Here is a 21,902-nt window from a genome sequence, read left to right as displayed (position 1 = left end):
TCAGGAGCTTTCGATCTTGATCTGCTTTCCGGGGTTGCTCGGTGCGGTCAGCGGCACCGTGACGGTGAGTATCCCGTCGCGGTAGCCGGCCTTCACGTCGTCCTCGACGAAGCCCTTCGGCAGGGACATCGACCGGGTGAACTCACCGTAGGAGAACTCGGAGCGGCCGTCGTGGCTGCTGCGTTCGGTGCGCTGCGCGGTGATCGTCATGATCCCGTTGAGGATGGTCACGTTGATGTCCTTGGCGGGATCGACGCCGGGGAGTTCGGCGCGCACGACGTACTTGTCGTCGGCGAGCTCCTCCTCCACCCGGATCAGGTGACCGCTGGGGCGGAGCATCCCGACGGCGGGGATGGTCGAGAAGAGGTCGGCGATGTCGGGCAGGAGGGAGCGGGTCGTGTGGTGTGTTGGTGTGGCCATGATGGTCCTCCGTCGTCGCGAGTGAATGGGGACACCACCATTGAACGCTCGGGCGCACCCCCGGCAGGAGGGTCGAAGGACATCTACCCGACCTCTTGACCGAGCGGGCCGTTGTGAGCCCGGAGCGCGGGTGAACGGGGATACCATGACGGCGTCGTCCAGCTGAGAGATCGGGGTTTCGACATGCACACCGTGGTCGCGTACGGGAGCGCTCATGGAGCCACCGAGGGAATCGCACAACGGATCGCCGACGGGTTGCGGAACGGCGGGGACTCGGTGGAACTCTGGCCGCTGCAGGGCGACCGGAGCCCGGACCGGGCCGACCGGCTCGTGATCGGCAGCGCCATTCACAACGGGCAGTGGCTGCCGGAAGCCGAGCAGGTCGCCGAGTCGGTGGCGAAGGACTCCGGAAGCCCGGTGTGGGCGTTCTCGGTCTCCTCGGTCGGCGCGACCTCGACCTTCCTGTCACCGCGGGTCGCACGCTTCCTGCGTCCACGCACTCCGCTGCCGCGCGCGGTCGCCGCGATCGAGGCGAGCGGGGCCCTGCGATCCCATCGTGCGTTCGCCGGTGCCATAGCGCGGGGTGACTGGCCGGGATTCGGCCGGATCCTGTTCCGGCTCATGGGTGGGAAATACGGTGACGCCCGTGACTGGGACGACGTGGATCGGTGGGCCCGGGAGATTCTCGACGCCGGCTGAGCCGACGCCTCATCCGCCCCGCCTCACCGGTCGCCACCACTCACGCTGATCCGGGACGGGGCCGCCACCGGCGAGGAGCGAATCCCGCGTCCGGTCGCCGACCACGTGGTAGTGGATCGAATCCTGTTCGGCGACCACCATCAGCGGCCACCACAGGGCGCTGACGTAGTCGACGGCGCTGTCGTACCCGTCCCAGTCGTAGATGCCGCGGTAACGATTGTCGCCGTCGGCGGTCATCCACAGCTTCGACACGAATCCGTCGAAGCCCGCGAACAGAACGGTGTTGCACACGCTCTCCACCCGGAAGACGCGGTGCGCCAGCCGGTTGCCGTCGACCCACCGCAACCGGAAGGAGACGACGAGGCAGACCGGCTCGGTGACCGGATGGTTGTCGCGACGCGTCTCGCGGTAGACCGTGGCGGTGGTCCCGTCGGCGAAGGCGACGACGCGCCCGAGGTTCGGCAGCGGCTGGTGGAGTCGCCGCCCGATCAGGGACCGCACGACCTCGGCGGAGCATCGCCCGAAGGCGATCAGCGCCCGCGGCCACGGTACGGGATGCGGAGTGGCCATCTCAGGTGCGAGTCGAGTGTCGGAGGGTCACCATGATTCCCCGGCTTCCGTCGGACGGTTCCGTCACCGTCATTCGACCCCGCCGACCCGCCGCGGCTCAAGTGCCGAATGGCCTCCGGCCGGGAGACGAACGTCGGAACACACCTGGTGTCGACCTCGTCGAAGCGAAGACATGGACTTTGGTCACTTCCGCCGTCGCCGTTGGTCACTAGGGGAAGGCCCGAGGAAAGACCATCGTGGGTATATGACGCACGTGCTGACCTTCTCGGAGCTCGGATTCGATCAGTTGTCACTGGTGGGGGGCAAAGGCGCGAACCTGGGCGAACTCGTCACCGCGGGACTCCCGGTGCCGGACGGATTCGCGCTGACCGCGGAATCGTTCGCGGTCTCGATGGAACACGGCGGGGTTCGCGCCGAGTTGCTCGCCACCCATCGGGAGGCGCTGTCGGCCGTCGGCGACGACGCACGCATGGACGACCTGAGCAACCGGATGGCGGAGATGGTGACCAAGGCCGGTATCGCGCCGCAGATCTCTGCCGAGGCGCTCGCCGCATACCGGCGGCTGGCCGACGGCGGCTCCGACGTCAACGTGGCGGTGCGGTCGTCGGCGATCGGCGAGGACGGCAAGGACGCCTCCTTCGCGGGGATGAACGCCACGTTCACCAACATCGGCGGTCCGGACGATCTGCTGGTCGCGATCGTGCGGTGCTGGGCATCGCTGTTCTCACCCCGCGTGATCACCTATCGCGCGGAGAAGGGCCTGACCTCCGAGCCCCTGATGGCTGTCGTCGTGCAGAAGATGGTGGCGTCGGCGACCGCGGGCATCGTCTTCACCGCCGACCCGGTCACCGGGAACCTCGATCATCTGGTCGTCGAGGCCGTCGAAGGACTCGGCGAGGCCGTGGTGTCCGGCGCGGTCACCCCCGACACCTTCCTGGTGTCGAGAACGGACTGTTCGATACTGCAGACCAGTCTGGGCAACCAGGAGTTCCGGATCGTGCGCGGTGACGACGGCCATGATCGCCGTGAACCGGTGCCGGCCGGCCGGTCCGAGCCGGTCATCGAACCGGCGACCGTGCAGGCCATCGCGCGGATGGCGTTGCAGGCCGAACAACACTACGGCCGCCCGCAGGACATGGAATGGGCCGTCGATCCCGAGGGCCACATCTGGATCGTCCAGTCCCGGCCCATCACCACACTGTCCGATGAGCAGACCACGACGGGCCGCGCCGATACGCAGGGGTCGGTGGCGCCACCCCGCGCGAAGGTGCTGGTGCACGGCCTCGCGGCCGCCCCCGGAATCGCCACCGGACAGGTCCGCATCCTGCACTCACCGCGCGACGGGCACCAGCTCGTGGACGGCGAGGTGCTGGTGGCCCCGATGACCGACCCCGACTGGTTGCCGACCATCCGGCGCGCGTCGGCGGTGGTGACCGATCGGGGTGGCATCACCTGTCACGCCGCCATCGTCGCCCGTGAGGTCGGCGTGCCGTGCATCGTGGGAACACGCACCGGGACAACCGATCTGCAGCAGGGTGCGACGGTGACCGTCGACGGCGGCTCCGGTGAGGTCACCGCCGGCCGGACGGCGCGGCCCACTGTCGCGCGGACGACGGAAGCCTCGGCGCCGCAACCGCGTTCGGATGTGATCACCGCGACCAAGATCTACGTGAACCTGGCCTCCGCCACGCATGCCGCGGAGGTGGGGGCGACCGACGTCGACGGCGTGGGCCTGCTGCGTGCCGAGTTCATGCTGACCGAGGCGCTGTCGGGCCGTCATCCGCGGGCGGTCATCGCCGCCGGCGAGTCGGACGCCTTCGTCTCGGCGATGGCGGACACGTTGTCCTCCATCGCCGGACCGTTCGGTTCCCGGCCGGTGGTGTACCGGACGACCGATCTGCGCAGCAACGAGTTCCGTGGCCTCGACGGTGGTGCGGAGTTCGAGCCGGAGGAACGCAATCCGATGATCGGCTTCCGCGGCTGTTACCGATACGTCCGTGAGCCGGAGGTCTTCCGGCTCGAGCTCGAGGCGCTCGCACGGGCACGCGAGAGCCACCCGAACCTGCATCTGATGCTGCCTTTCGTGCGGACCCGCTGGGAACTCGAACGCTGCTTGGAGCTGATCGACGAGAGCCCTCTCGGTGATCACCGCGGGCTGCATCGCTGGGTGATGGCCGAGGTCCCCTCGGTGATCTACTGGCTGCCGGAGTACGTCGACGCGGGCATCGACGGGGTGTCGATCGGCAGCAACGACCTCACCCAGCTGATGCTCGGCGTCGACCGTGACTCCGAATCGTGCGCCGAACTGTTCGACGGGAGTGACCCGGCGGTCCTCGACGCCATCGCCCAGATCATCTCGACGGCGCGCCGCTGCGGGATCACCTCGTCGCTGTGCGGGCAGGCTCCGTCGACCAACCCGGCATTCGCGGAACTGCTCGTGAAGATGGGGATCACCTCGGTGTCGGTGAACCCCGACGCCGTCGCCGCGACACGGCTGCACGTCGCTCGAGCCGAACGGCGCCTGCTCGTCGACGCGGTGATCCACGAACGGCTCGGGGACTCCTAGTCGCCCGCCCCGGTGGTCACGCCGACGACACCGGGGATGTCTGCCCGTACAGCCGATCGACATCCTGTGCCCGGCACGGCTCGGTACCCGGGGTGAGCATCGCCGCGGCACCGGCCGCGGTGCCGTAGCGGACGGCGTCGACGATCGGCCATCCCCGCGTGAGGGCGACCGCGATGGCGGCGACCATGCTGTCGCCCGAACCCACCCCGGTCCCCACGCCTGCCGGCACCGGCACCCCGGCGACATCGTGATCCTCGTCGGCGGTCACCACCAGCGCGCCCTGCGCGCCCAGCGACACCACGACGACCTCACTGATGTGGTGACGGATCAGGTCCCGGGCGGCCGCGACCTGCGCGGCACGATCGGGTAGTGGGGCGCCGGTCAGGTCGCGCAGTTCCCGCACACTGGGTTTGACGAGAAAGGCGCCGGTCACCCAGGGCAGCGCGGCGCCGTTGGTGTCGACGACGAGGAGGCACCCGTGATGAGCGGCGATTCGCGACACCGCGCCGAAGAAACCCGGTGAACACCCCGGCGGGAGGCTGCCGCTGACCACCAGCATCGAGGCCGCCGAGGCATTCTCGTAGATGACCTTCAGGCACCGCAGCTCCTCGTCGGCCTCCAGGTGGGGACCGGGCAGCACGAACCGGTAGCACTCGCCGCTGTGCTCGTCGACGATCACCAGTGACTCACGGGTGGGTTCGGCCACCGGTACCGGGCATGCCTCGAGGGGGTCGGCGGCGAGCAGCGACTCCACCCGCTGCCCCGTGTACCCGCCGCTCGTGAAGACCGCGGTGGCGGTGACGCCGAGCCGCGTCGCCGCGCGAGCGACGTTGATACCACCCCCACCGGGGTCGTAACGCGGATGGCCACAACGCATCTTGGAGCTCGGCAGCAAGCGCGGGACGGTCGAGTGGATGTCCAGCGTGGGATTCATCGTGACGGTCAGTATGTGCGGCACGTGAATCACCTCCGGAAGGGTATGCGGTCGCCAGATGGCCTCCGATCCAAATCTCCTCCGGTCCGGGCCGTCCCGTAAGGGCATTTCGACTCATGCCGTGGTGTCCGGCACCGGGGAGGAGATCGGGGCTCCTCGACGCGGGCGGGCTGACCTGCGCTCACACCCGTCGAATCGGGGCACTGCGACCCTTTCGGGCACACCCGATCCGGTGCATTGTGGAAGGATCCCCGACGAAGGGAGGAGCGGCGATGAAAGCGATCGAACGCGCCGCGATACGGGTGCACATCCTGGGTATCGCGTTGCAGCCGGGCACGCAGGACCGAGTCCTCGAGGAGCTGGTGCGCCGCGGCTACCGGGTGCAGCCGAGCGACCTACGTCTGGTTCTCGACGAACTCATCGGACGCGGCCTCCTCGCCGCCCAGGACGAGATGATCGGATACCAGAAGCGCCGCACCTACGAGACGACACCTGCCGGACGGATGTCCTGGGCCGAGGAATGTCGCGCACTGAGCAAACTCACCCACGAGGTGTTCGGAACCCGCCTGCCGCCGTTGCCTCCGCACGTCGGCATCGACGATTCGCAGGCCTGGTTGTCCGGAGCCGACCTCGAGGACGTGGACGATCAGTGAGCGGAGCGGGCATCCGCCTGCCCTCGGCGCCGCGCCCACCGGTACAGTTCGTCGGCACCCCAGACCACGACGGGCATGGGTAGCAGCCACACCAGGAGATCCGCCGGCGGTGTCGTCGTGCCGAAGAGGTCCTGACACGCCGGCACCGTGACCACCACCACGACGAAGGTGAGCTCGAAGGCGAAGCCCCACAACAACAGCCGATTGCTGAACACGCCGATCGAACTCAGCGGTGCGCGTTGGCACCGTGAGGCCATCGCGGTGCCGAACTGGCAGGCGACGATGCCGAGGAAGGTCATGGTCGTGGCCAGTTCCCACGTCGAGTGGAGGGGGCCGCTGTCCACCGGGTCGCCGAAGTGCCAGCCACCCCGCCACAACGTGCCGAGGAACAGGGCCACCACCAGGATCGTCGACACCCCGCCGAGGAGTCCCCACGACCGAAACAGGAGTTCCCGGTCCACGACGTTCTGGGTCCGGCGGCGCGGTGCCCGGTTCATCAGACCGGGTTCGGCCTTCTCGCGACCCAGGGCCAGGGCGGGAAGTGTCTCCGTGCCCAGGTCGATGGCGAGGATCTGCATGACCGTCAACGGAAGTGGGATGTTGCCGCCGGACAGGGCGTACATCAGGAACGGCACGACCTCCGGGGTGGCGTGCGCGAAGATGTACACGATGAACTTGCGGACGTTGTCGTAGACACGACGACCCGCGGCCACCGCGGTGACGATGGTGGCGAAGTTGTCGTCGGTCAGCACCATCGTCGCCGCCTCCCGGGCCACGTCGGTGCCGTTGCGTCCCATCGCGACACCGATGTCCGACCTGCGCAGCGCGGGTGCGTCGTTGACCCCGTCCCCGGTCATCGCCACCACCTCGCCCAGATCGCGCAGCGCGTCGGTGATCCGCAGTTTGGCCTCGGGGGAGGTGCGGGCGAAGACCAGTTCGGTGCGGCGCTCCAGGAGCCGGTCGAGTTCGGTCTCGGGCATCGCATCCAGATCGGGTCCGCTGATCACCTCGAGTCCGTGATGGGAGCCGATGCCCACACCCTCGGCGATCCCCCGTGCGGTGAGGGCATGGTCGCCGGTCACGACCATGATGCGGATGCCCGCGCGATGGCAGACGTCGATGGCCTCACGGACACCCGTGCGGGGAGGGTCCATCATCGCCACGATGCCGTCGAGCGTCAGATCACGTTCGGCGCCGGCACGGTCGATGGTGCCCACCTGTGCCGGGCCGACGGACTTCGACGCCACGGCGAGCAGCCGCAGACCCTGACCGGCCCAGCGGGCGATGAGCGCGTGGAGTTCCGCACGGTCCGTGGCGGTCAGCGCTCGATCGGCGAGGTGTGTGCACAGCTCGAGGACCTCCTCCGGTGCGCCCTTGACGTTGACCCGTCCGCCGTCGGCGGTCGGCACGACCGTGGACATCCGCCGCAGTGCCGGATCGAAGGCGAACGTCCGGCGCACTGCGGCCGGCCCGCCCGTGGTGCGGGAGGCCGTGGAATCGCCGGCACGGGGCGGGGTGACCCCGAGACCGGACGCCGCCCGGAGCAGCGCCAGCTCGGTGGGGTCGCCGAACTCGGTGATCGTCCCGGACTCGTCGACATCGATGGTCGCCGAACAGCAATCGGTCATCACCTGTGCCACATGTCGGAGCGAGGCCGACGGGGTTCCGTCGAGGGGGAGTCCGACGACGCCGGCCGGTGTCCAGATCTGCGTGACCGTCATCCGATTCTGTGTCAGGGTGCCCGTCTTGTCGGTGCAGATCACCGTCGTCGACCCGAGTGTCTCCACCGCCGAGATCCGTTTGACCAGCGAACCGTTGCGCGCGAGGATGCGAACGCCCAGCGCCAGGGCGAGGGTGATGGTGGGCAGCAGTCCCTCGGGGACGTTGGCCACCAGCAACCCGATCGCGAAGTTGACCGAATCGCGCAGCGAGAGGCCGGCCAGCGCCGTGCCGAGCGGGATGAAGGCGAGTCCCATCGCGACGGCCACGGCGGCGATCAGCCACGCCACCCGTTTCACCTGCCGCTCCAGCGGACTCTCGTCGTGACCGATCCGCTGCGACAGCGAGGCGATGTGCCCGAGTTCGGTGTGCATCCCGGTGGCGAACACCACCGCGCGGCCGTCCCCGCCCACGACATTCGTTCCGCTGAACACGATGTCGGTCGCCTCGACGATCGGCCCGGTGCCGGCGGCGGCCTGCGTCTGCAGGTGCACGGGAACCGACTCACCGGTCAGCGTGGACAGATCGACCTCGACGGAACCGCCGATGAGTCGCGCATCGGCCGATACCCGGTCGCCTTCGGCGAGGTGGATGACGTCACCGGGCACCAGTTCGGAGGCCGGGATCTCCTCCTCCGGCCCCTCCCGGATCACGCGGGCCGTCACCGGGATGATGTCGGCCAGCGCCTCCACCGCCCGTTCGGCATGGCGTTCCTGGACGAAGGCGAAGGCCGCGTTGATCACGATCACCACGACGATCGCCACGGACAGCGGCTGCGAACCGCTGATCCACGCCAGCAGTGCGGCCACCCACAGCAACAGCGCGAGGGGGTGGGTCAGCTGGCGGAGCAATTGACCGAACCAGCGGCTCCCGCGGGTTCTGGTGAGTGTGTTGGGCCCGTGCATCAGGCGGCGCCGCTCGACCTCGCGCAGGGACAACCCGTTCGGGGACGATCCGAGGTCGCTCAGCAGCTGCTGGATGTCTTCCTGGGGATCGACATCCATCTCGTCGGGCACGGTCATCGTGGCCGGCCCTCAGCGGTGGCTGTCGATGTCGAACTCCAGCACTCGGCCTCCCACCGTCGCATGCGATGCCGGTCGGCGGCCGCCCGGACCAGAAGGGCCAGCCCCCACCAGCCCAGGGTGGTCAGCATGACGACACCGAGTCCGGCCATGATGCCCTCCACGACGGCGTCGGTGGTGGTGGTGCGCGGCGGGTCCGCCGGCTTGTCCTCGTCGTCGAGCCAGATGATGCGGACCCGGCCGACGCGGTCGTGCCGTTCGGTGTCCACCGCGGCGGTGGCGCGCGAGCCGTCGGGCCGCCGCCAGGCGACGATGGTCGAATCGTCGTCCGGCTTGGGCATCGTGACGACGGTGGCACTCACCGAATGTCGCGGTCCCTGGACCTCGACGGCGGCCTTGTGGGTGGCATACGTGTTGCCGCCAATGGTCAGTGCGACGAGTAGGCCCGCCAGGGCCGACACCCAGAGCGCCAGCAGCACAAGTGTTTCCACCCGGTCCGTCGGACGGACGAGCCGGTTGGACGAGGCGTGCATCAGCCGCCAGCTGTGCAACTCACGGGAGAGGAACCGCAACATCGCGGGCTCCTGTCGAGTCGGTCGGTTCGTCCCCGCCCTGATCGAGCCGGAAGGGTGGGTACTCGTCTCGCATCAGCGCCGCATACGCCCACACCCGGTACTGCCACCGGTTGATGCCCATCGCGAAGTCGAACAGTCCGCGCGGGTACGCGCCGGTGAAGAGCAGCGCGACTGCGGCGAAGAACGCCACGAGCGCCAGCACCGGCGCGATGGTCACCCGGCCGTCGTCGCCCTGGGCCACATATCCGACGGCCAGCGGGCCGCCCAGCCACCCGCCGGCGAGTACCGCGAGGATGAGGTAGTGGGGGATTGCCAGCAGCCACCACTTCACCAGCACGAGGCCACGGGACAACCGCTCGGGGTACACGACATCGAAGTCGGCGGGATAGTCGGTTCGACGCAGCGCGAACGGCGGATACCGGTCGGTGGCGAACGCGGAGTGCGTGTAGAAGGCGACGCGCCAGTTCCACCGGATGACCCCGACGTTGAAGTCGAACAGGCCACGCGGATAGCGACCGGTGAACAGGATCGCGAAGCCGGCCACGACGGTGCAGAAGAAGAACGCGATGTCCAGCGCGATCAGTATCAGGAAGTGCGGTATCGCCAGCAACCATTTGATCAGCCACAGCCACCGCGACAGCGGTTCGTCGAGATGTCCGGTCAACGTCACTGCGTGCATCGTCTCGAGTCCTCCCGTCGAAGCCTCTGAATCGAGTGAAACCCGCCGGGCGCGGGAAAGGAAGGGTCTTCGGTGAAGTGTCGGGGGGCCGATGTGCCGACCGAGTCTGGGTAAAAAGGCCCATTGCGCTGCGCATCGGTATCCGAAATGACCGAATTCCGCAGTTTTCAGTCATTCGACTCACGGTTTGTCCGAATCCTCGCTATTGTGATCGTGCGCTTCGTTAACGGCATCGAAGGGGGTGTCGAAGCGTAGGGGGTCAACACCGGGGTGGGAATTCCATTTCGGAGCATCAGTGGTCTACATGTGTGGAGGGCTCAGTTGACCAGGACTCTGTCGGCGCGCGCGTCCAAGCGAAGCGTCCGCAAATTTCTCGAACCGTCGGCAATCGCCGAGGCCATCGCCATCGAGCAGCACATCGTGCTGCCCGGATATCAGGCGCTGACCCACTATTCGTCGACCTTCGGACTGACCGAACATCTGGTCCGTGAGATCGACGACGCGGCGCGACGCCACCAGGCGATCGTCGCCCAATTGCAGCGGATGCATGCCGATGCGCTTGCCGCGGAGACGGTTTCGTCCGCTCAGCAAGAGGTGTTGGCTGCACTGGGGCTCCTCGAGCCCGGCTCGGGCGAGGCTGCCGATGCCACGCCGCCGCGCCCGGTGCAGGTGTGCCACCTCATCCAGTCGTATCCGGGCCGGGCGGGGGAACCCACCTCGCGGGCCGTCGTCTCGCTCGCTTTCCTGCTCGTCGCGGTTCATGCGCTCACCGATCCGACGAACTGTGGAACAGCTTCTCCCGCACTGAATCTGGTTCCGCCGCCGCTGCATCGTGACCGTGCGCTGCTGGAGAAGGTGCTCACCCACACGGTGGCCGCATTCGACGCATCGTCGCTCTCGGCGCTGACCGGGTTCATCGCCGAGGCGGGTGAGTCGTTCGCCGGCTGGTCGACCGAGACGAACCGCGGGTTGTCGGTGCTGCGCTACAACCCGCATTCGCTGCGCACGTCGTGCCGGAGCGTGGGACTCGGCGAGATCGACGTCCGTATCGCTGTCTGACTTCGGCGACCGACTGCGGTGACTGACTGCGGCGACTGATCGCCGGTCCGTGGTTACCCTGGCGGGGTGACCACGTCGGTTTCGCAACGCTATCGGTGGCTGTTGCACGTCGACCTCGACCAGTTCCAGGTGTCGGTCGAGCGGCTGCGCAGTCCGGAGCTCGTCGGTGTCCCGGTCATCGTCGGCGGCAACGGCGATCCGACCGAGGCCCGCAAGGTGGTGACCTGCGCGTCGTATGAGGCGCGGGATGTCGGCGTGCGGGCCGGGATGCCGCTGCGTGCTGCCTACCGCAAGCTGCCCGACGCGGTGTATCTGCCGCTGGACATGGGTGCGTACGACGCCGCGTCGGCCGACGTCATGGATGTGCTGCGCGGGACCGGTCATCCCGTCGAGGTGTGGGGCTGGGATGAGGCGTACCTCGGTGTCAGTGCGCGGGGTGCCGAGGTCGACCCGTTCGACGATGCCGCCATCGTCGACTTCGCCGAACGGGTCCGCCGCGACATCCTCGACCGTTGCGGCCTGACGAGCTGCGTCGGCATCAGCGACAACAAGCAGCGCGCCAAGATGGCCACCGGATTCGCCAAGCGGCCGCCCGGTGCCACGCCCGACGACGGCGTCGATGCGCCGCGCGTGTTCCTGCTCGACGACCGCAACTGGCTGGACCTGATGGGGGAGAGGGCGACTCGCGACCTGTGGAGCGTCGGACCCAAGACGTCGGCCAAACTCGCCGCCAACGGCGTCGAGACCGTCAACGACCTGATCGCCACACCCCGCGACGACCTGATCGCCACCTTCGGCCCGCACCAGGGCAACTGGCTGTACGTGTTGTGCCGCGGCGGTGGCGATTCGACGATCACCGCCGAACCGTGGCTCGCCCGGTCGCACTCCAAGTCGCGGACGTTCGCGGCCGACATCGCCGAACCGTCCGAGATGCGTACCGCGGCAGCCGAACTGCTGCGCGAGCTGCTCGACCAGGTCGTCGCCGAGGAACGCCTCCCGTTCCGCGTGGCCGTGACCGTCCGGACCACCAGCTTCTACACGCGCACCAAATCCCGCAAGCTCCCCGCCCCGAGCCTCGACTTCGATCAACTCGAAGGCGTGGTCGCCGACCTGCTCAGCAAGTTCGACATCGACCGCCCGGTCCGCCTCCTCGGCGTGCGCCTGGACCTGGTGACCGACGACGAGGATGCGCCGGTGGCGTGACCTCGATACGCGGCGTCCTCGCTGCGCTCGGTCGTCGCTACTCGGCCAGCAGGGGGGGTACCCGGCCAGCGTGGGCAGCTACCGGCCAGCGTGGGCAGCTACCGGTCAGCGTGGGCAGCTACCGGTCAGCGGGGGCTGCTCGGCCAGCAGGAGTCACCCCTGCGCGATCACCAGCGGCACAAGCTGTTCCGCGGCCGTCCAGGCGCCGTGGTGGCCGATCATCTTCGACTCCATCGTCTCGCTCGTCGAGCGTGTCAGCGTCACCGAGTCCCGCGCCACCGCGACCACGTCCCCGATCCGACGCGCCACCGCGTCGGTCACCTCGGGTCCGAACCACCCCTCGTCGATGGTCTGCTCCCGCGTGACGACGTGCGCCGCGTCGCCGAGATACCCCGACCATGCCTTCAGGACGTCATCGGCAGCACCGGACGTCGCGTACACGTGCCGCGCACGCGCCTCACCGGCCACGGCGTCGACACCGTCGAGAAGTTCTGGCGCGGTGTCGATGTCGATGGCGCGGTCGGCGGTGATCATCCCGTGGTCGGCGGTGACGAGCAGTGTTGTCCCGGAGGGCAACTCGGCGGCGAGATCGGCCACGAGCCGATCGACCATCCGGAGCTTCTCCAGCCACTCCGGAGAACCAGGACCGTGGATGTGTCCCGCGGTGTCCAACTCGCTGTAGTAGGCGTACACGAACCGGCGATGACGACTGTGTCCGCGCACGGCGGCCAAGACGCCGTCGCGCACCCCGTCGGGGGTCACCGCCGGCACGTACTGGCCGGGCGCGCGGAACGCTGCCAGGGTCAGACCCGTGCCGCGGAACTCCCCGGGCATCACGTACGTCACCCGAGCGCCCTCATCCGCAAGCGCTTCCAGACTGCCCGGGTGAGTCCGCACCAGAGCCGGGGGATAGGTGACCAGCGCCGAGGGGCCGTGCGCGTCGTCGAGACTCCAGCGCAGCGAGTTCAGCACCCGGCGTGATCCCCGTGTCCGACAGTCGTCGTCGGGCCGGAAGCTGTATCCGATGATCCCGTGCACGCCACACGCCGCCCCGACCGTCAGACTCAGGATGCTGGTCGCCGTGGTCGCCGGGAATCCGGCACGCAGCGTGGTCGCGGTCAGCTCGCGCAGCGTCGGCGCGGAATCCGCGTACTCCTCCAGCAGCGTCGCCCCGAGCCCGTCGATGAGCAACACCACCACCGAATCGCCAGGTGGCACAACCAGGTCCGACGATGCGGACATTCCCAGCGCAGAGGACACCGCGGGCAGGACGTCGGCGAGTGTGTGCGGGTACCGGCCCCAATCCGCGGGGGTCAGTTCGACGCTCACCGCACCCCCGACCCTGCCGGACCGAACACGTAGTGACCCGACCGCAGGAACCGCACCGACCGTCGCGCCTCACCTTCGAGGAGCAACGGCGACATCGCGTCCCGCAGCGCGATCCGCCACCGCGCCGCGTCGAGCGGATGACTCACCCGCATCGCTTCGACGTCCCGCGGCAACGCCACCACCACGGTGGCGTCCGGGGCCACCCGCTCGTGATGGGCGACCGGACGCGACCGGTCGGAATCGTCGATCACCGGCACCGCACCGTCGGCGATCAGCGCCTCCACACTCCCGACACCATCGACGGCCTCGGGCAGACGGTCCTCGAGCGCCCACGACACCAGCACCCGGTCGGAGTCGGCGTCGCCGCCCAGCTCGTCGCCCATCTCGCCGTAGAAGTCCTCGTAATAGTGGACCGGCAGCGCGCCCAGCTTCGTGATGTTGAAATACGCGTTCCGCGCGACCAGCGGATCGAAGGTCCACGTGATCGTCGTCAGTCCACGCGCCAGCGCCCACTTCCGCTGATGCATCTTCAGCAGGTAGCCCACATGGTGGCCGCGTCCGCGTCGGGAGACCCCGGTGATGTGACTGTGCAGGGCCTCGCCGGCCGGCGCCGACAGGAACGCGACACTTCCGCCGGCCAGGTGATCGCCGATGAAAGCGCCGGACACGTAGTTGCCCGAATGCGACAACGCCCGCAGCATGTCGATGCCCACCGGGCGTCTCGTCGGGTCCGGCCGCCACACGTCGTCGAAGATCCGCATCAGTTCTTCGAGTTCGTCGGGCGAGGACAGCTCGCGGACCTCGACCGTGCGTACCTCGACAGGAGCCGGTGAAAGCGACATGCTGTCGATTCTTTCACCGCGCACCGACGAGTTGGCCGGGTTGGGTGAGTCGGTTGCGCGGGGACCCACTCCTTAGGATGGGGCCATGTCACGCACCGTCCGCACGCCCGACGTGTTCACACGCGTCGCCGCGGCCGGTGTGGTGCCCGCCGTCGCGATCGCCGCGCACGGTGCCGCCGGCGACCAGATGCCCAGCTCAGGTGGCCTGGTGCTCACCGCGGCGATCGGTGTGGTCGCGGCGATGCTCCTGCAACCGGCGACCCGAGGCCGACGCCTCGTCCCGGCCACCGCGTCGGCCGTCGGCATCCTGGCCGCCGCGCAGGTCGCGGGTCACTGGTCGCTCGCCGCCGACGCCGCACACGCCGGCCACGACGCCCCGGCGTTGCCGATGCTGTTGACGCACCTCGTCGCGATCCCGCTCAGCGCCGTGCTGATCGTCGTCGGCGCGCAGATGCTGGCCGTCATCGGGTCGGTCATCGCGTCGCTGATGCCGCCCGCCGCATTGCTCGCGCCCGGTGCACGCCCGGTCTTCTGGACGCAACCCGGTGTTCTCGCCGCTCCGCCCGTCGGCGGGACCGGCGTTCGTGGACCTCCGCTCGGCTTCTGACCCGCGCCACCACACCGAACCCTCGACGGTTCGGTGCTGTCGTGCGCAACGCCAGACTTCCGAACTCTTGAGAAAGAACCCAGATGAAGAACCTTGTCCTGACGCGGGCCACGACCGCTCGCCGCCTCGTCCTGCCCGCCGCCGCTGCCGCAGTCGTCGGTGTCGCCTCCCTGACCGGGGCGGGTGCGGCGTCGGCGCACGTCACCGCCAACGCCCCGACCGTCACCCAGGGTGGGTACGGCGTCGTCACGCTGGTCGTCCCCAACGAGTCCGACGCGGCTCCGACGACGTCACTGCGCGTGACCCTGCCCGGCCTGAAGTCGGCGCGCCCGGAGGTGATGAGCGGCTGGAAGTCGGTCGTCACCAAGAAGGACGACCTGGTCACCGAGATCACCTGGACCGCCGAACCCGGTTCGCCCGGTGTCCCGGTCGGCCAGTTCGGGCAGTTCCGCTTCTCCGGCGGCCCCTTCCCCGAGCAGGAGACCGTCACCCTCCCGACGCTGCAGACCTATGCCGACGGCGAGAAGGCCGACTGGAATCAGCCGACCCCGGCCGACGGCACCGAGCCCGAGAAGCCCGCACCGACCATCACCCTCGCGGCGGGCGGCGACGGACACGGCGCACACCATGCCGCAGCGCCCGAGAACGGCACCGACGTGCCCCAGTCGCAGGCGACGGAGACCGCCCAGGCCGACTCCTCCGCCCGCTGGCTCGGCGGTATCGGACTGGTCGTCGGCGCACTGGGCACCGTCTTCGGTGTCGCGGCGTTGATGGTTGCCCGACGCAATGGACGTGGCAATGCGTAAGCGCGCACTCCCGCTCAGCCGTTCGCTCCTGTTGACCTTGGCCATGCTCGCCTGCCTGGGTCTGGTCGGCACCTGGTCGGCGCCCGTGGCGTCGGCGCATTCGCGTCTCGTGTCCTCCGATCCCGCCGACGGCGCGAGCCTGCCCGCGGGTCCGCCGACCGTCACCCTCACCTTCAACGAGGGAATCCAGTCGGCGTACGCGGTGCTCAACGTCGTCGGACCCGACGATCATTTCTGGCAGTCCGGTGACCCCAAGGTCGACGGCAGCATTGTGAGTGTCGGCGTGCGCGAACTCGGCCCGACCGGGAAGTACACGATCAACTACCGGGTCACCTCCGCCGACGGACATGTCATCAGCGGGCAGCGCAGCTTCGAGCTGACGGTCGCCGGCAATGGTGAACCGGGTCCGCTCGCCGACGCCTCCGCTGACCAGTCCGATGACGGAATCCCGGTGTGGTACTTCATCGTCGGTGCCGTCGTGGTGCTGGTCGTGGGTCTCGGTGTCGTGTTCTGGCTGACCCGCCGCCCCAAGACGCGGAGCTGACGCGTGAGGGTCGTGGCCGGTGTCCCGGCCCTGTTCGCCGGACTGCTGGTGAGCTGGTTGCTCGCCCGCCCCGACGGGCCGGACACGGTGGCGATTCCCGCGACCCTCGCGCTCGGCGTCTGCGTCGTGGTTCTCGGCCTCGGCCTGTTGCCCACGGTCGACGCCGAGCCGTCGTCGAGACTGATCGGTGCACTCGCGGGCGTCTGGGTGGTGGCGACGCTGATCAGCGCCTGGGTGCGCACCGCCGATCGGTCCGGCACGGACGTGCTCGAGGTGAGTGCCGGCGACTTCGGCGAGGTCCTCAACTCTGGCGCCTCCGAGATGGTCGCGCTGGTCGCGGGTCTGCTCATCGTCGTGTGGGCGGTGCTCGATCTGCTGACCGCGGTCGAGATCCCGGTCCTCGTGGTCGGGGTGCTCGCGGCGGTCGGGGTGCTGGCCACCGCGATCGCCGGGCACGCCGGCAACGACGCCTTCGGCCCGTTCCTCGTCGGCGCCCACGCGCTGGCCGCCGCCTGGTGGTGCGGTCTGCTCGTTGCGATGGTGATCGCGGTCCGCGGCCGGTCCGGGTGGGCGCGCAGCCTGCCGGTGTTCTCGCAGCGTGCGCCGTGGGCCGTCGGCGTGATCGCGGTGACCGGCGTGGTTGCCGCACTGACGGAGATCGACGGCCTGTCAGCCCTGTTCACCACCGGTTACGGTCGGATTCTGCTGGCGAAGGTCGTCATCCTGGCGGCGCTGGTGGGCGTCGCCCTCTGGCATCGACGACGATGGGTGCCCGCCGCCGAACGCCACCGACTGACCGAGGCCGCGTCGATCCGCAACGCCGTCGTCGAACTGGTGCTGATGGCCGTCGTGCTGGGCCTCGCTGCGGGGCTCTCGGCGACTGCGCCGTAGTCACCGGACCCGTTCCCGCCCAGCGACGGTGGGCGGGAACGGAACCGACTGGGCGGCCCTGTGTTCTCACTGTGGAGTTGTCAAGGATCGGATGCGGTCCCGGCAGATGTCGGGTACCCCTGCTGGTTGAGTAGGCGAGGAGCTTGCGACGAGCCGTATCGAAACCCTGCTGCGCGAGCGTCTGTGTCAGGCGGCGATGTCGTCGAGTCGCATGGTGCGGCGGTTGTAGGCGGGTAGGGGCCGATAGCGTGGTCGTCGTCGGAGAGCTGTGTGGGGGAGCGTTTCTCGATGGTCGTGATGCCGCGCACGATGGCGTCGACGACGTCGGCGGAGAGGCGTCCGTCGGCCGCGCAGGCCTCGACCTTGCTCAAGCTCGAGTAGTTCTCCGCGATGCGGGTCGCGCGTGTGGAGACCGCGGGTGCGAATCCCATCTCGATCAACAATCTCTTGGTGGTTGAACCAGCCTTCTGTGCAACGTGTAGATCATCGAGTTTTTCTGCATGCGTCGCGATCTGGTGGTCGGCGACGTTGCCTATCAACCGCCAGGTGTCGAGTTGTTCGAAAGTTGTTCGGCCGGTGAGGTCGTCGGTGGGTGGGGTGATCTCGATGAGCTGGTCGAGAAGTGTGGTGAGCTCCGCCATGACTCCAATGTACTCGAACAGGCGTTCGACTGCCAGGTTTCTCCACAGGCCTTCGCGTCGTCAAAAGAACGGTGCTTCAGCATCTTTCACGCGTGCTAAAGAAATGGGCCACTCTGGTGAGCACCAGCAACAGCAGTTACTGCAGTGGCCGCTGACGAACGGAAAAGCCGTAGCGCGAGTGAATTGTGCGGGTATGGAATCCGGCGCGCTCTACTTCACAGCCCGCGCCTGATCCCAGATGGCGAGCAGTTCGTCGATGATGTCGGTGGCCATGTGCAGGGTGCTGAGGTGGCTTTCGCCGGGCAGCTCGAACAGCTTGGCGTCGGGCAGCAACGACACCATGTGCTCACCATGGGCGTAGGGAATGATGTGGTCGTGGTCGCCGTGCCACCAGCGCACGGGGACCTGCACGTCGGAGACGCGGAAGCCCCAGTCCTTGGCGAACACGACGACGTCGGCGAACGGCGCCTCCATCGCACGTCGGCCGCCGTGGAGCAGGTCGTCGAGGAACATCGCCCGGAACTCCGGCCGTTGCAGCAGTTCGCGGTCGGCGGCGGGGGACAGCCGTCCGTAGACGCTGATGGCCGGCTCGGCGACCGGCCGTGCGAAGCGGAGCGCGACACTGAGGACCTGCCCGATCTGCGACCCCGCGACACCGACCGCCGGCGCCAGGAACGAGCCGCATCGCGCCGCCGGGGATGCGGTCGGGGCCGATGGTCGGTGCGACACCGCCGAGGATGCCGACCGCGACCACCCGGTCGGGCATCGCGTGAGCCACACCGAGCGCGTACGGCCCGCCGCCGGAGAGTCCGATGACCGCGAACTCGTCGATGCCGAGTGCTTCGAGCACGTCGGCGAGGTCGGGGGCGAAGGCGGCGATGTTTGTCGTACCGGTACGGCGTCGACGACCCGACACCCGGCCGGTCCAGTCCGATCAGACGAACCCCCCGCTCAGCGGCAAATCCGCGGGCCTCGACGGGGATCTGCCGGCGCGCTCCGGGCGTGCCGTGGAGCCAGATGATGGCTCGTCCGGTGGCTGATCCGTATTCGGCGAACCCGATGCGACGATCACCGTCGGCCATGGCGATCGACCCCTCGATCTTCGGACGGGCGATGTCGATCATGTGACCAGCATCTCACGTAGCTTTGTAAACGTGATCCCCGAGTTTCTCAACGGTGCCGCCAGAGCAGTCCGCCACGTCTTCAAGCCGTACCCGGCGACGGACATTCCCGAAGGTCAGATGCTCGACCTGCCCGGTCGCGGCCGCGCCTACGTCACCGATTCGGGACCCCGCGACGCGCCGGCGGTGTTCCTGCTGCATTCGGTGCTGACGACCGGACTGCTGTGCTGGTATCCGACGATCCCGGCGATCAACGACCGCTACCGGGTGATCACCCTCGACGCCCGCTGGCACGGTCGCGGTATCGAGTCGGAGAACTTCGATCTTCGTGACTGCGCCGACGACGTGGCCGCTGTCGCCGACGTCCTCGGCATCGACCGGTTCGTCGCCGCCGGATTCTCGATGGGCGGCGGCATCGCCCAGTTGGTGTGGCGTCGTCATCCCGAGCGGGTGTCGGGCCTGGTGCTCTGCTCGACGGGACCGTTCTTCAGCACCAGCGACCCCCGGCATCAGAGGTCGTCGCAACGGACCGGTCGCATTCTCGCGCCGCTCTACCGGATGCTTCCGCGCATTTCCGATAAGAACCTCGACAAGACGACGTCGCATACGTCCGTCTGGGCGCTGCGGCAGTTCTTCTCGACGCCGCTGTCACATCTCGGCGAATTCGGGAACGGATTGGGGCGATTCGACTCCCGCGGTTGGCTCGACGAGATCGATGTCCCGACCGCCGTCGTGGTGTCCACCCGCGACCGCGTCGTCGAACCCGAACGTCAGCAACTGCTGCTCGACGGCATCCCCGGGTCGCAGCGCTTCGAGGTCGACGGTGGTCACGCATGCTGCGTCCTCGGTGCCCGGTTCTTCATCCCGCCGTTCACGGACGCGCTCGACGCGGTGACCGCGGACGCGGCGGTGAGACCGAGCACGCGGCGGTGAGGGCTCCGCCGACGGCCCCCGCCGGCTGAGCGGGCATCAGGCCTCCAGCGAGTCCACCACAGCCGGGCCACGGCATTGCCGCCGGAGAGTCCGAGGCCGGCCGCGGTACCGGCCGCCACACCCACCACGCACCCGGCAGGACCGAACACGCAACCCACCAGGCCCAGGACGGGTGCGGCTGTTGCAGCGGCCTCGACGGATGCGTGGGCGAAGTCGCGCGGCGTTTCGGCGGTTGCGAACTCGTGGAGCACCAGGCCCGTGCTCACGACGGTGCCGACCGGGCCGAGCGCGCGTAGACCGACTCTGGTCGACGCGGCCACTCCGCCCCGCATCTCGAACGTCAGATCCCACAGGCGGTCGGTGACCGCGGTCCGCGCGAAGTACTGCTGGCGGATCAGCGGGTTGCTGTCGGCCCAATCCTGAAGCATGCGAACCTGATCGACCGACAGTCCGGTGCGGTCCACGATGTCGCGAATCTCGGCGTAGTCCGATGCCGCGGAACCAGCGAGTCCGTGAGCGGTGAGACTGGCGAGGAGGTCCTGGTAGGCCCCATCGCGCCGCAGTGCAGCGCCGAACCGGACATACTGAATTCCCCTGCTCTTGGCAAGGTTTCAGGTCAAGAAGGGTTCTGAATCCGGGCTGCCGTCCTCGACGGGCTACAGTCCTCCGCGTTGCGGGGCTCTCGGCGACCGCGCCGTAGTCACCGGTTCCGTTCCCGCCCAGCGATGCTGGGCGGGAACGGAACCGATTGCGCGGCTCTGTGTTTCACTGTGGAGTTGTCAAGGTACGGATGCGGTCCCGGTTAATGTTCGGTGAACGCCGGGTGCTGAAGGTGCTGGCGCGTAAGTCTGTGTCAGGCGGCGATGTCGTCGAGTCGCATGGTGCGGCGGTTGTAGGCGGGTAGGGCGCGGCGTTGCGGGTCGATGGCGGTCGGCGGGATGAGCCACGGGTGGCGGTCGAAGCCCAGCACGATGTCCCAGCCGTTGTGGTGGACTTGGGTGTGGCAGCGTTGGCAGAGCAGGCAGCCGTTGTCGAGGTCGGTGTCACCGTCGTCGGTCCAGTGTTGGATGTGATGGACCTGTGTATGGGATGGCGGCGCACCGCATTTGATGCAGGTCTGGTCGCGGATGATGATCGCCTTGCGTAGGTGGGCTGGGAAGAGTCGTCGTTCGCGACCCATCTGCAGTGGCACTGTCTCGCCGTCGATGATGATCTCGGTCAAGGAACCGTCACACGACAGTTGTCGGGCGATGGCGTTGGTGACAGAGCCCGTCCAGGGGAGTGTGGCGGGGTCGCCGGTGGCGGGGATGGTCAACGCCACTTGGGTTCTGGGGGTGCCGATGGTGTCCATCGCCGCACCTGCGGCAGCTTGATCTAACAGCACCTCCAGTGCGTCCGCGCGGATCTGGGCGGCCGAGCGTCGATCGGGCGACCCGTCGGGTTCGGGCCGGGGCACGCTGCGTTCGTCGATCATGGCGATGAACTTCTCGCCCACGACTTGCGTCACGTTGGCGTGGATCTCGACGCGACTGTCATCGGTCGTGTGGTGGGAGAGCGTGTCAAGGGTGCGGTCGTCGCTCGCGGGGACTCCGTTGTCGGAGGTGTCGGCGATGGTGTTGCCGATCGTCTGGGCGTGTTTCTGTATTTCGGTGGGGGTGGCCCCCGACAGGGCCTGGGTGAGGAGCTCTGTTTCGTAGATGGCGTGGTCGTCGTCGGAGAGCTGTGTGGGGGAACGTTTCTCGATCGTCGACATTCCGCGCACGACGGCGTCGACAACTTCACCCGCGAGGCGGCCGTCGGCGGCGCAGGTTTCGACCTTGCCCAGCGTGCCGAGATGCTCGGCGATGCGGGCGGTGCGTGTGGCTGCTGCAGGTGGAAGTCCCATCTCGATCACCAGCTTCTTGGTGGTCGAACCCGCCTTTTCCGCGACGCCGAGATCGTCGAGGTGTGCTGCGTGGGTGGCGATCTGGTGATCGGCGAGGTTGCGCAGCAGTATCCATCGGCGCAGCTGCGAGTACGTGTGGACGCCGGTGGGGTCGTCGGTGGGTGGGGTGATCTCGACGAGTTGATCGAGGATTGCGTCGAGTGG

The 21,902-nt window shown here is 68.4% G+C and carries 18 protein-coding genes and 4 pseudogenes; 10 read left to right on the top strand and 12 right to left on the bottom strand.

Annotated elements, in window-relative coordinates; translation table 11 throughout:
* Nucleotides 1–420: an Hsp20/alpha crystallin family protein gene (locus BPODLACK_RS14240; protein ID WP_159405510.1), complete on the bottom strand. Its 420-nt coding sequence runs from the start codon at nt 418–420 to the stop codon at nt 1–3.
* A 183-nt stretch (nt 421–603) separates the two neighbouring features.
* Here BPODLACK_RS14240 and BPODLACK_RS14235 point away from each other — a divergent pair, with 183 nt between their 5' ends.
* The gene (locus tag BPODLACK_RS14235; protein ID WP_096273257.1) at nt 604–1,119 is read left to right on the top strand and encodes a flavodoxin domain-containing protein; all 516 of its coding nucleotides are present in this window, start codon (nt 604–606) and stop codon (nt 1,117–1,119) included.
* Between the two features lie 9 nt (nt 1,120–1,128).
* Here the strand turns inward: BPODLACK_RS14235 and BPODLACK_RS14230 are convergent, their stop codons facing one another.
* Nucleotides 1,129–1,689: a hypothetical protein gene (locus tag BPODLACK_RS14230; RefSeq protein WP_096273259.1), complete on the bottom strand. Its 561-nt coding sequence runs from the start codon at nt 1,687–1,689 to the stop codon at nt 1,129–1,131.
* 244 nt (nt 1,690–1,933) lie between these two features.
* Between BPODLACK_RS14230 and ppsA the strand changes: the two genes are divergently transcribed.
* Entirely contained in the window at nt 1,934–4,255 is a 2,322-nt protein-coding gene (ppsA, locus tag BPODLACK_RS14225; RefSeq protein WP_096273261.1) for a phosphoenolpyruvate synthase, read from the top strand.
* A gap of 16 nt (nt 4,256–4,271) precedes the next feature.
* Here the strand turns inward: ppsA and BPODLACK_RS14220 are convergent, their stop codons facing one another.
* The gene (locus BPODLACK_RS14220) at nt 4,272–5,213 is read right to left on the bottom strand and encodes a 1-phosphofructokinase family hexose kinase (protein ID WP_040004579.1); all 942 of its coding nucleotides are present in this window, start codon (nt 5,211–5,213) and stop codon (nt 4,272–4,274) included.
* Between the two features lie 248 nt (nt 5,214–5,461).
* On the opposite strand from BPODLACK_RS14220, the gene BPODLACK_RS14215 reads away from it, so the two are divergent.
* Nucleotides 5,462–5,842, top strand: coding sequence for a hypothetical protein (locus BPODLACK_RS14215; protein ID WP_006435347.1), 381 nt, complete (start codon nt 5,462–5,464; stop codon nt 5,840–5,842).
* Here the strand turns inward: BPODLACK_RS14215 and BPODLACK_RS14210 are convergent.
* From BPODLACK_RS14210 to BPODLACK_RS14200, 3 genes and pseudogenes are all read right to left on the bottom strand, one after another.
* Nucleotides 5,836–8,583 (bottom strand): cation-translocating P-type ATPase, encoded by a 2,748-nt coding sequence (locus tag BPODLACK_RS14210; protein ID WP_159405509.1) that lies wholly within the window; start codon nt 8,581–8,583, stop codon nt 5,836–5,838. The genes BPODLACK_RS14215 and BPODLACK_RS14210 overlap by 7 nt on opposite strands.
* Nucleotides 8,584–8,595: 12 nt before the next feature.
* A pseudogene (locus BPODLACK_RS14205) lies at nt 8,596–9,158 on the bottom strand (Rv1733c family protein).
* Nucleotides 9,136–9,822 (bottom strand): annotated as a pseudogene (locus BPODLACK_RS14200) (DUF4389 domain-containing protein); the annotation flags it as partial. The pseudogenes BPODLACK_RS14205 and BPODLACK_RS14200, both read right to left, overlap by 23 nt.
* A 336-nt stretch (nt 9,823–10,158) precedes the next feature.
* On the opposite strand from BPODLACK_RS14200, the gene BPODLACK_RS14195 reads away from it, so the two are divergent.
* Nucleotides 10,159–10,896: a hypothetical protein gene (locus BPODLACK_RS14195; protein WP_159405508.1), complete on the top strand. Its 738-nt coding sequence runs from the start codon at nt 10,159–10,161 to the stop codon at nt 10,894–10,896.
* Between the two features lie 66 nt (nt 10,897–10,962).
* Nucleotides 10,963–12,099: a DNA polymerase IV gene (locus BPODLACK_RS14190; RefSeq protein WP_159405507.1), complete on the top strand. Its 1,137-nt coding sequence runs from the start codon at nt 10,963–10,965 to the stop codon at nt 12,097–12,099.
* A gap of 153 nt (nt 12,100–12,252) precedes the next feature.
* Here BPODLACK_RS14190 and BPODLACK_RS14185 read toward each other — a convergent pair whose 3' ends face one another.
* Together BPODLACK_RS14185 and BPODLACK_RS14180 are read right to left on the bottom strand one after the other, a co-directional pair.
* The gene (locus BPODLACK_RS14185; RefSeq protein ID WP_006435357.1) at nt 12,253–13,428 is read right to left on the bottom strand and encodes an alkaline phosphatase family protein; all 1,176 of its coding nucleotides are present in this window, start codon (nt 13,426–13,428) and stop codon (nt 12,253–12,255) included.
* Entirely contained in the window at nt 13,425–14,270 is an 846-nt protein-coding gene (locus tag BPODLACK_RS14180; RefSeq protein ID WP_006435358.1) for a GNAT family N-acetyltransferase, read from the bottom strand. Before BPODLACK_RS14180 ends, BPODLACK_RS14185 begins: the two co-directional genes overlap by 4 nt.
* A gap of 85 nt (nt 14,271–14,355) precedes the next feature.
* Here BPODLACK_RS14180 and BPODLACK_RS14175 point away from each other — a divergent pair, with 85 nt between their 5' ends.
* The 4 genes from BPODLACK_RS14175 to BPODLACK_RS14160 all read left to right on the top strand — a co-directional run bounded on the left by BPODLACK_RS14175 (nt 14,356) and on the right by BPODLACK_RS14160 (nt 17,118).
* Nucleotides 14,356–14,877 carry a hypothetical protein gene (locus tag BPODLACK_RS14175; protein ID WP_006435362.1) on the top strand — a complete coding sequence of 174 codons (522 nt, stop codon included), beginning with the start codon at nt 14,356–14,358 and terminating at the stop codon, nt 14,875–14,877.
* Between the two features lie 83 nt (nt 14,878–14,960).
* The gene (locus BPODLACK_RS14170; RefSeq protein WP_006435363.1) at nt 14,961–15,683 is read left to right on the top strand and encodes a YcnI family copper-binding membrane protein; all 723 of its coding nucleotides are present in this window, start codon (nt 14,961–14,963) and stop codon (nt 15,681–15,683) included.
* The gene (locus tag BPODLACK_RS14165; RefSeq protein ID WP_006435364.1) at nt 15,676–16,227 is read left to right on the top strand and encodes a copper resistance CopC family protein; all 552 of its coding nucleotides are present in this window, start codon (nt 15,676–15,678) and stop codon (nt 16,225–16,227) included. Before BPODLACK_RS14170 ends, BPODLACK_RS14165 begins: the two co-directional genes overlap by 8 nt.
* Nucleotides 16,228–16,230: 3 nt before the next feature.
* Nucleotides 16,231–17,118: a copper resistance D family protein gene (locus BPODLACK_RS14160; RefSeq protein WP_006435365.1), complete on the top strand. Its 888-nt coding sequence runs from the start codon at nt 16,231–16,233 to the stop codon at nt 17,116–17,118.
* A gap of 245 nt (nt 17,119–17,363) precedes the next feature.
* On the opposite strand, the pseudogene BPODLACK_RS14155 reads toward BPODLACK_RS14160, so the two are convergent.
* Both BPODLACK_RS14155 and BPODLACK_RS14150 read right to left on the bottom strand, forming a co-directional pair.
* Nucleotides 17,364–17,759 (bottom strand): annotated as a pseudogene (locus BPODLACK_RS14155) (HNH endonuclease); the annotation flags it as partial.
* Nucleotides 17,760–17,969: 210 nt separating this feature from the next.
* A pseudogene (locus tag BPODLACK_RS14150) lies at nt 17,970–18,820 on the bottom strand (alpha/beta fold hydrolase).
* Nucleotides 18,821–18,913: 93 nt separating this feature from the next.
* Between BPODLACK_RS14150 and BPODLACK_RS14145 the strand changes: the two are divergent.
* Nucleotides 18,914–19,813, top strand: a complete 900-nt coding sequence (locus BPODLACK_RS14145; protein ID WP_006435368.1) for an alpha/beta fold hydrolase — start codon at nt 18,914–18,916, stop codon at nt 19,811–19,813.
* Here the strand turns inward: BPODLACK_RS14145 and BPODLACK_RS14140 are convergent.
* Nucleotides 19,708–20,241: a hypothetical protein gene (locus BPODLACK_RS14140; protein WP_157228267.1), complete on the bottom strand. Its 534-nt coding sequence runs from the start codon at nt 20,239–20,241 to the stop codon at nt 19,708–19,710. The two genes, BPODLACK_RS14145 and BPODLACK_RS14140, sit on opposite strands and share 106 nt — an antisense overlap.
* A gap of 425 nt (nt 20,242–20,666) precedes the next feature.
* Nucleotides 20,667–21,902, bottom strand: a 1,236-nt coding sequence (locus BPODLACK_RS14135) for an HNH endonuclease (protein WP_159405506.1), incomplete at its 5' end; no start/stop codon positions are given.

Source organism: Gordonia sp. YY1 (genome assembly GCF_009872315.1).
Taxonomy (GTDB): domain Bacteria; phylum Actinomycetota; class Actinomycetes; order Mycobacteriales; family Mycobacteriaceae; genus Gordonia; species Gordonia amicalis.
The sequence above is the reverse complement of the archived record's forward strand: the minus strand, read 5'-3'. Positions and strand labels throughout refer to the sequence as shown.

What these genes read in the sequence shown, in the direction of transcription:
- BPODLACK_RS14180 (WP_006435358.1), bottom strand. Translation starts at nt 14,270, where the DNA reads ATGTCGCTTTCACCGGCTCCTGTCGAGGTACGCACGGTCGAGGTCCGC.
- BPODLACK_RS14230 (WP_096273259.1), bottom strand. Translation starts at nt 1,689, where the DNA reads ATGGCCACTCCGCATCCCGTACCGTGGCCGCGGGCGCTGATCGCCTTC.
- BPODLACK_RS14140 (WP_157228267.1), bottom strand. Translation starts at nt 20,241, where the DNA reads ATGCTTCAGGATTGGGCCGACAGCAACCCGCTGATCCGCCAGCAGTAC.
- BPODLACK_RS14235 (WP_096273257.1), top strand. Translation starts at nt 604, where the DNA reads ATGCACACCGTGGTCGCGTACGGGAGCGCTCATGGAGCCACCGAGGGA.
- BPODLACK_RS14175 (WP_006435362.1), top strand. Translation starts at nt 14,356, where the DNA reads ATGTCACGCACCGTCCGCACGCCCGACGTGTTCACACGCGTCGCCGCG.
- BPODLACK_RS14240 (WP_159405510.1), bottom strand. Translation starts at nt 420, where the DNA reads ATGGCCACACCAACACACCACACGACCCGCTCCCTCCTGCCCGACATC.
- BPODLACK_RS14170 (WP_006435363.1), top strand. Translation starts at nt 14,961, where the DNA reads ATGAAGAACCTTGTCCTGACGCGGGCCACGACCGCTCGCCGCCTCGTC.
- BPODLACK_RS14215 (WP_006435347.1), top strand. Translation starts at nt 5,462, where the DNA reads ATGAAAGCGATCGAACGCGCCGCGATACGGGTGCACATCCTGGGTATC.
- ppsA (WP_096273261.1), top strand. Translation starts at nt 1,934, where the DNA reads ATGACGCACGTGCTGACCTTCTCGGAGCTCGGATTCGATCAGTTGTCA.
- BPODLACK_RS14210 (WP_159405509.1), bottom strand. Translation starts at nt 8,583, where the DNA reads ATGACCGTGCCCGACGAGATGGATGTCGATCCCCAGGAAGACATCCAG.
- BPODLACK_RS14165 (WP_006435364.1), top strand. Translation starts at nt 15,676, where the DNA reads ATGCGTAAGCGCGCACTCCCGCTCAGCCGTTCGCTCCTGTTGACCTTG.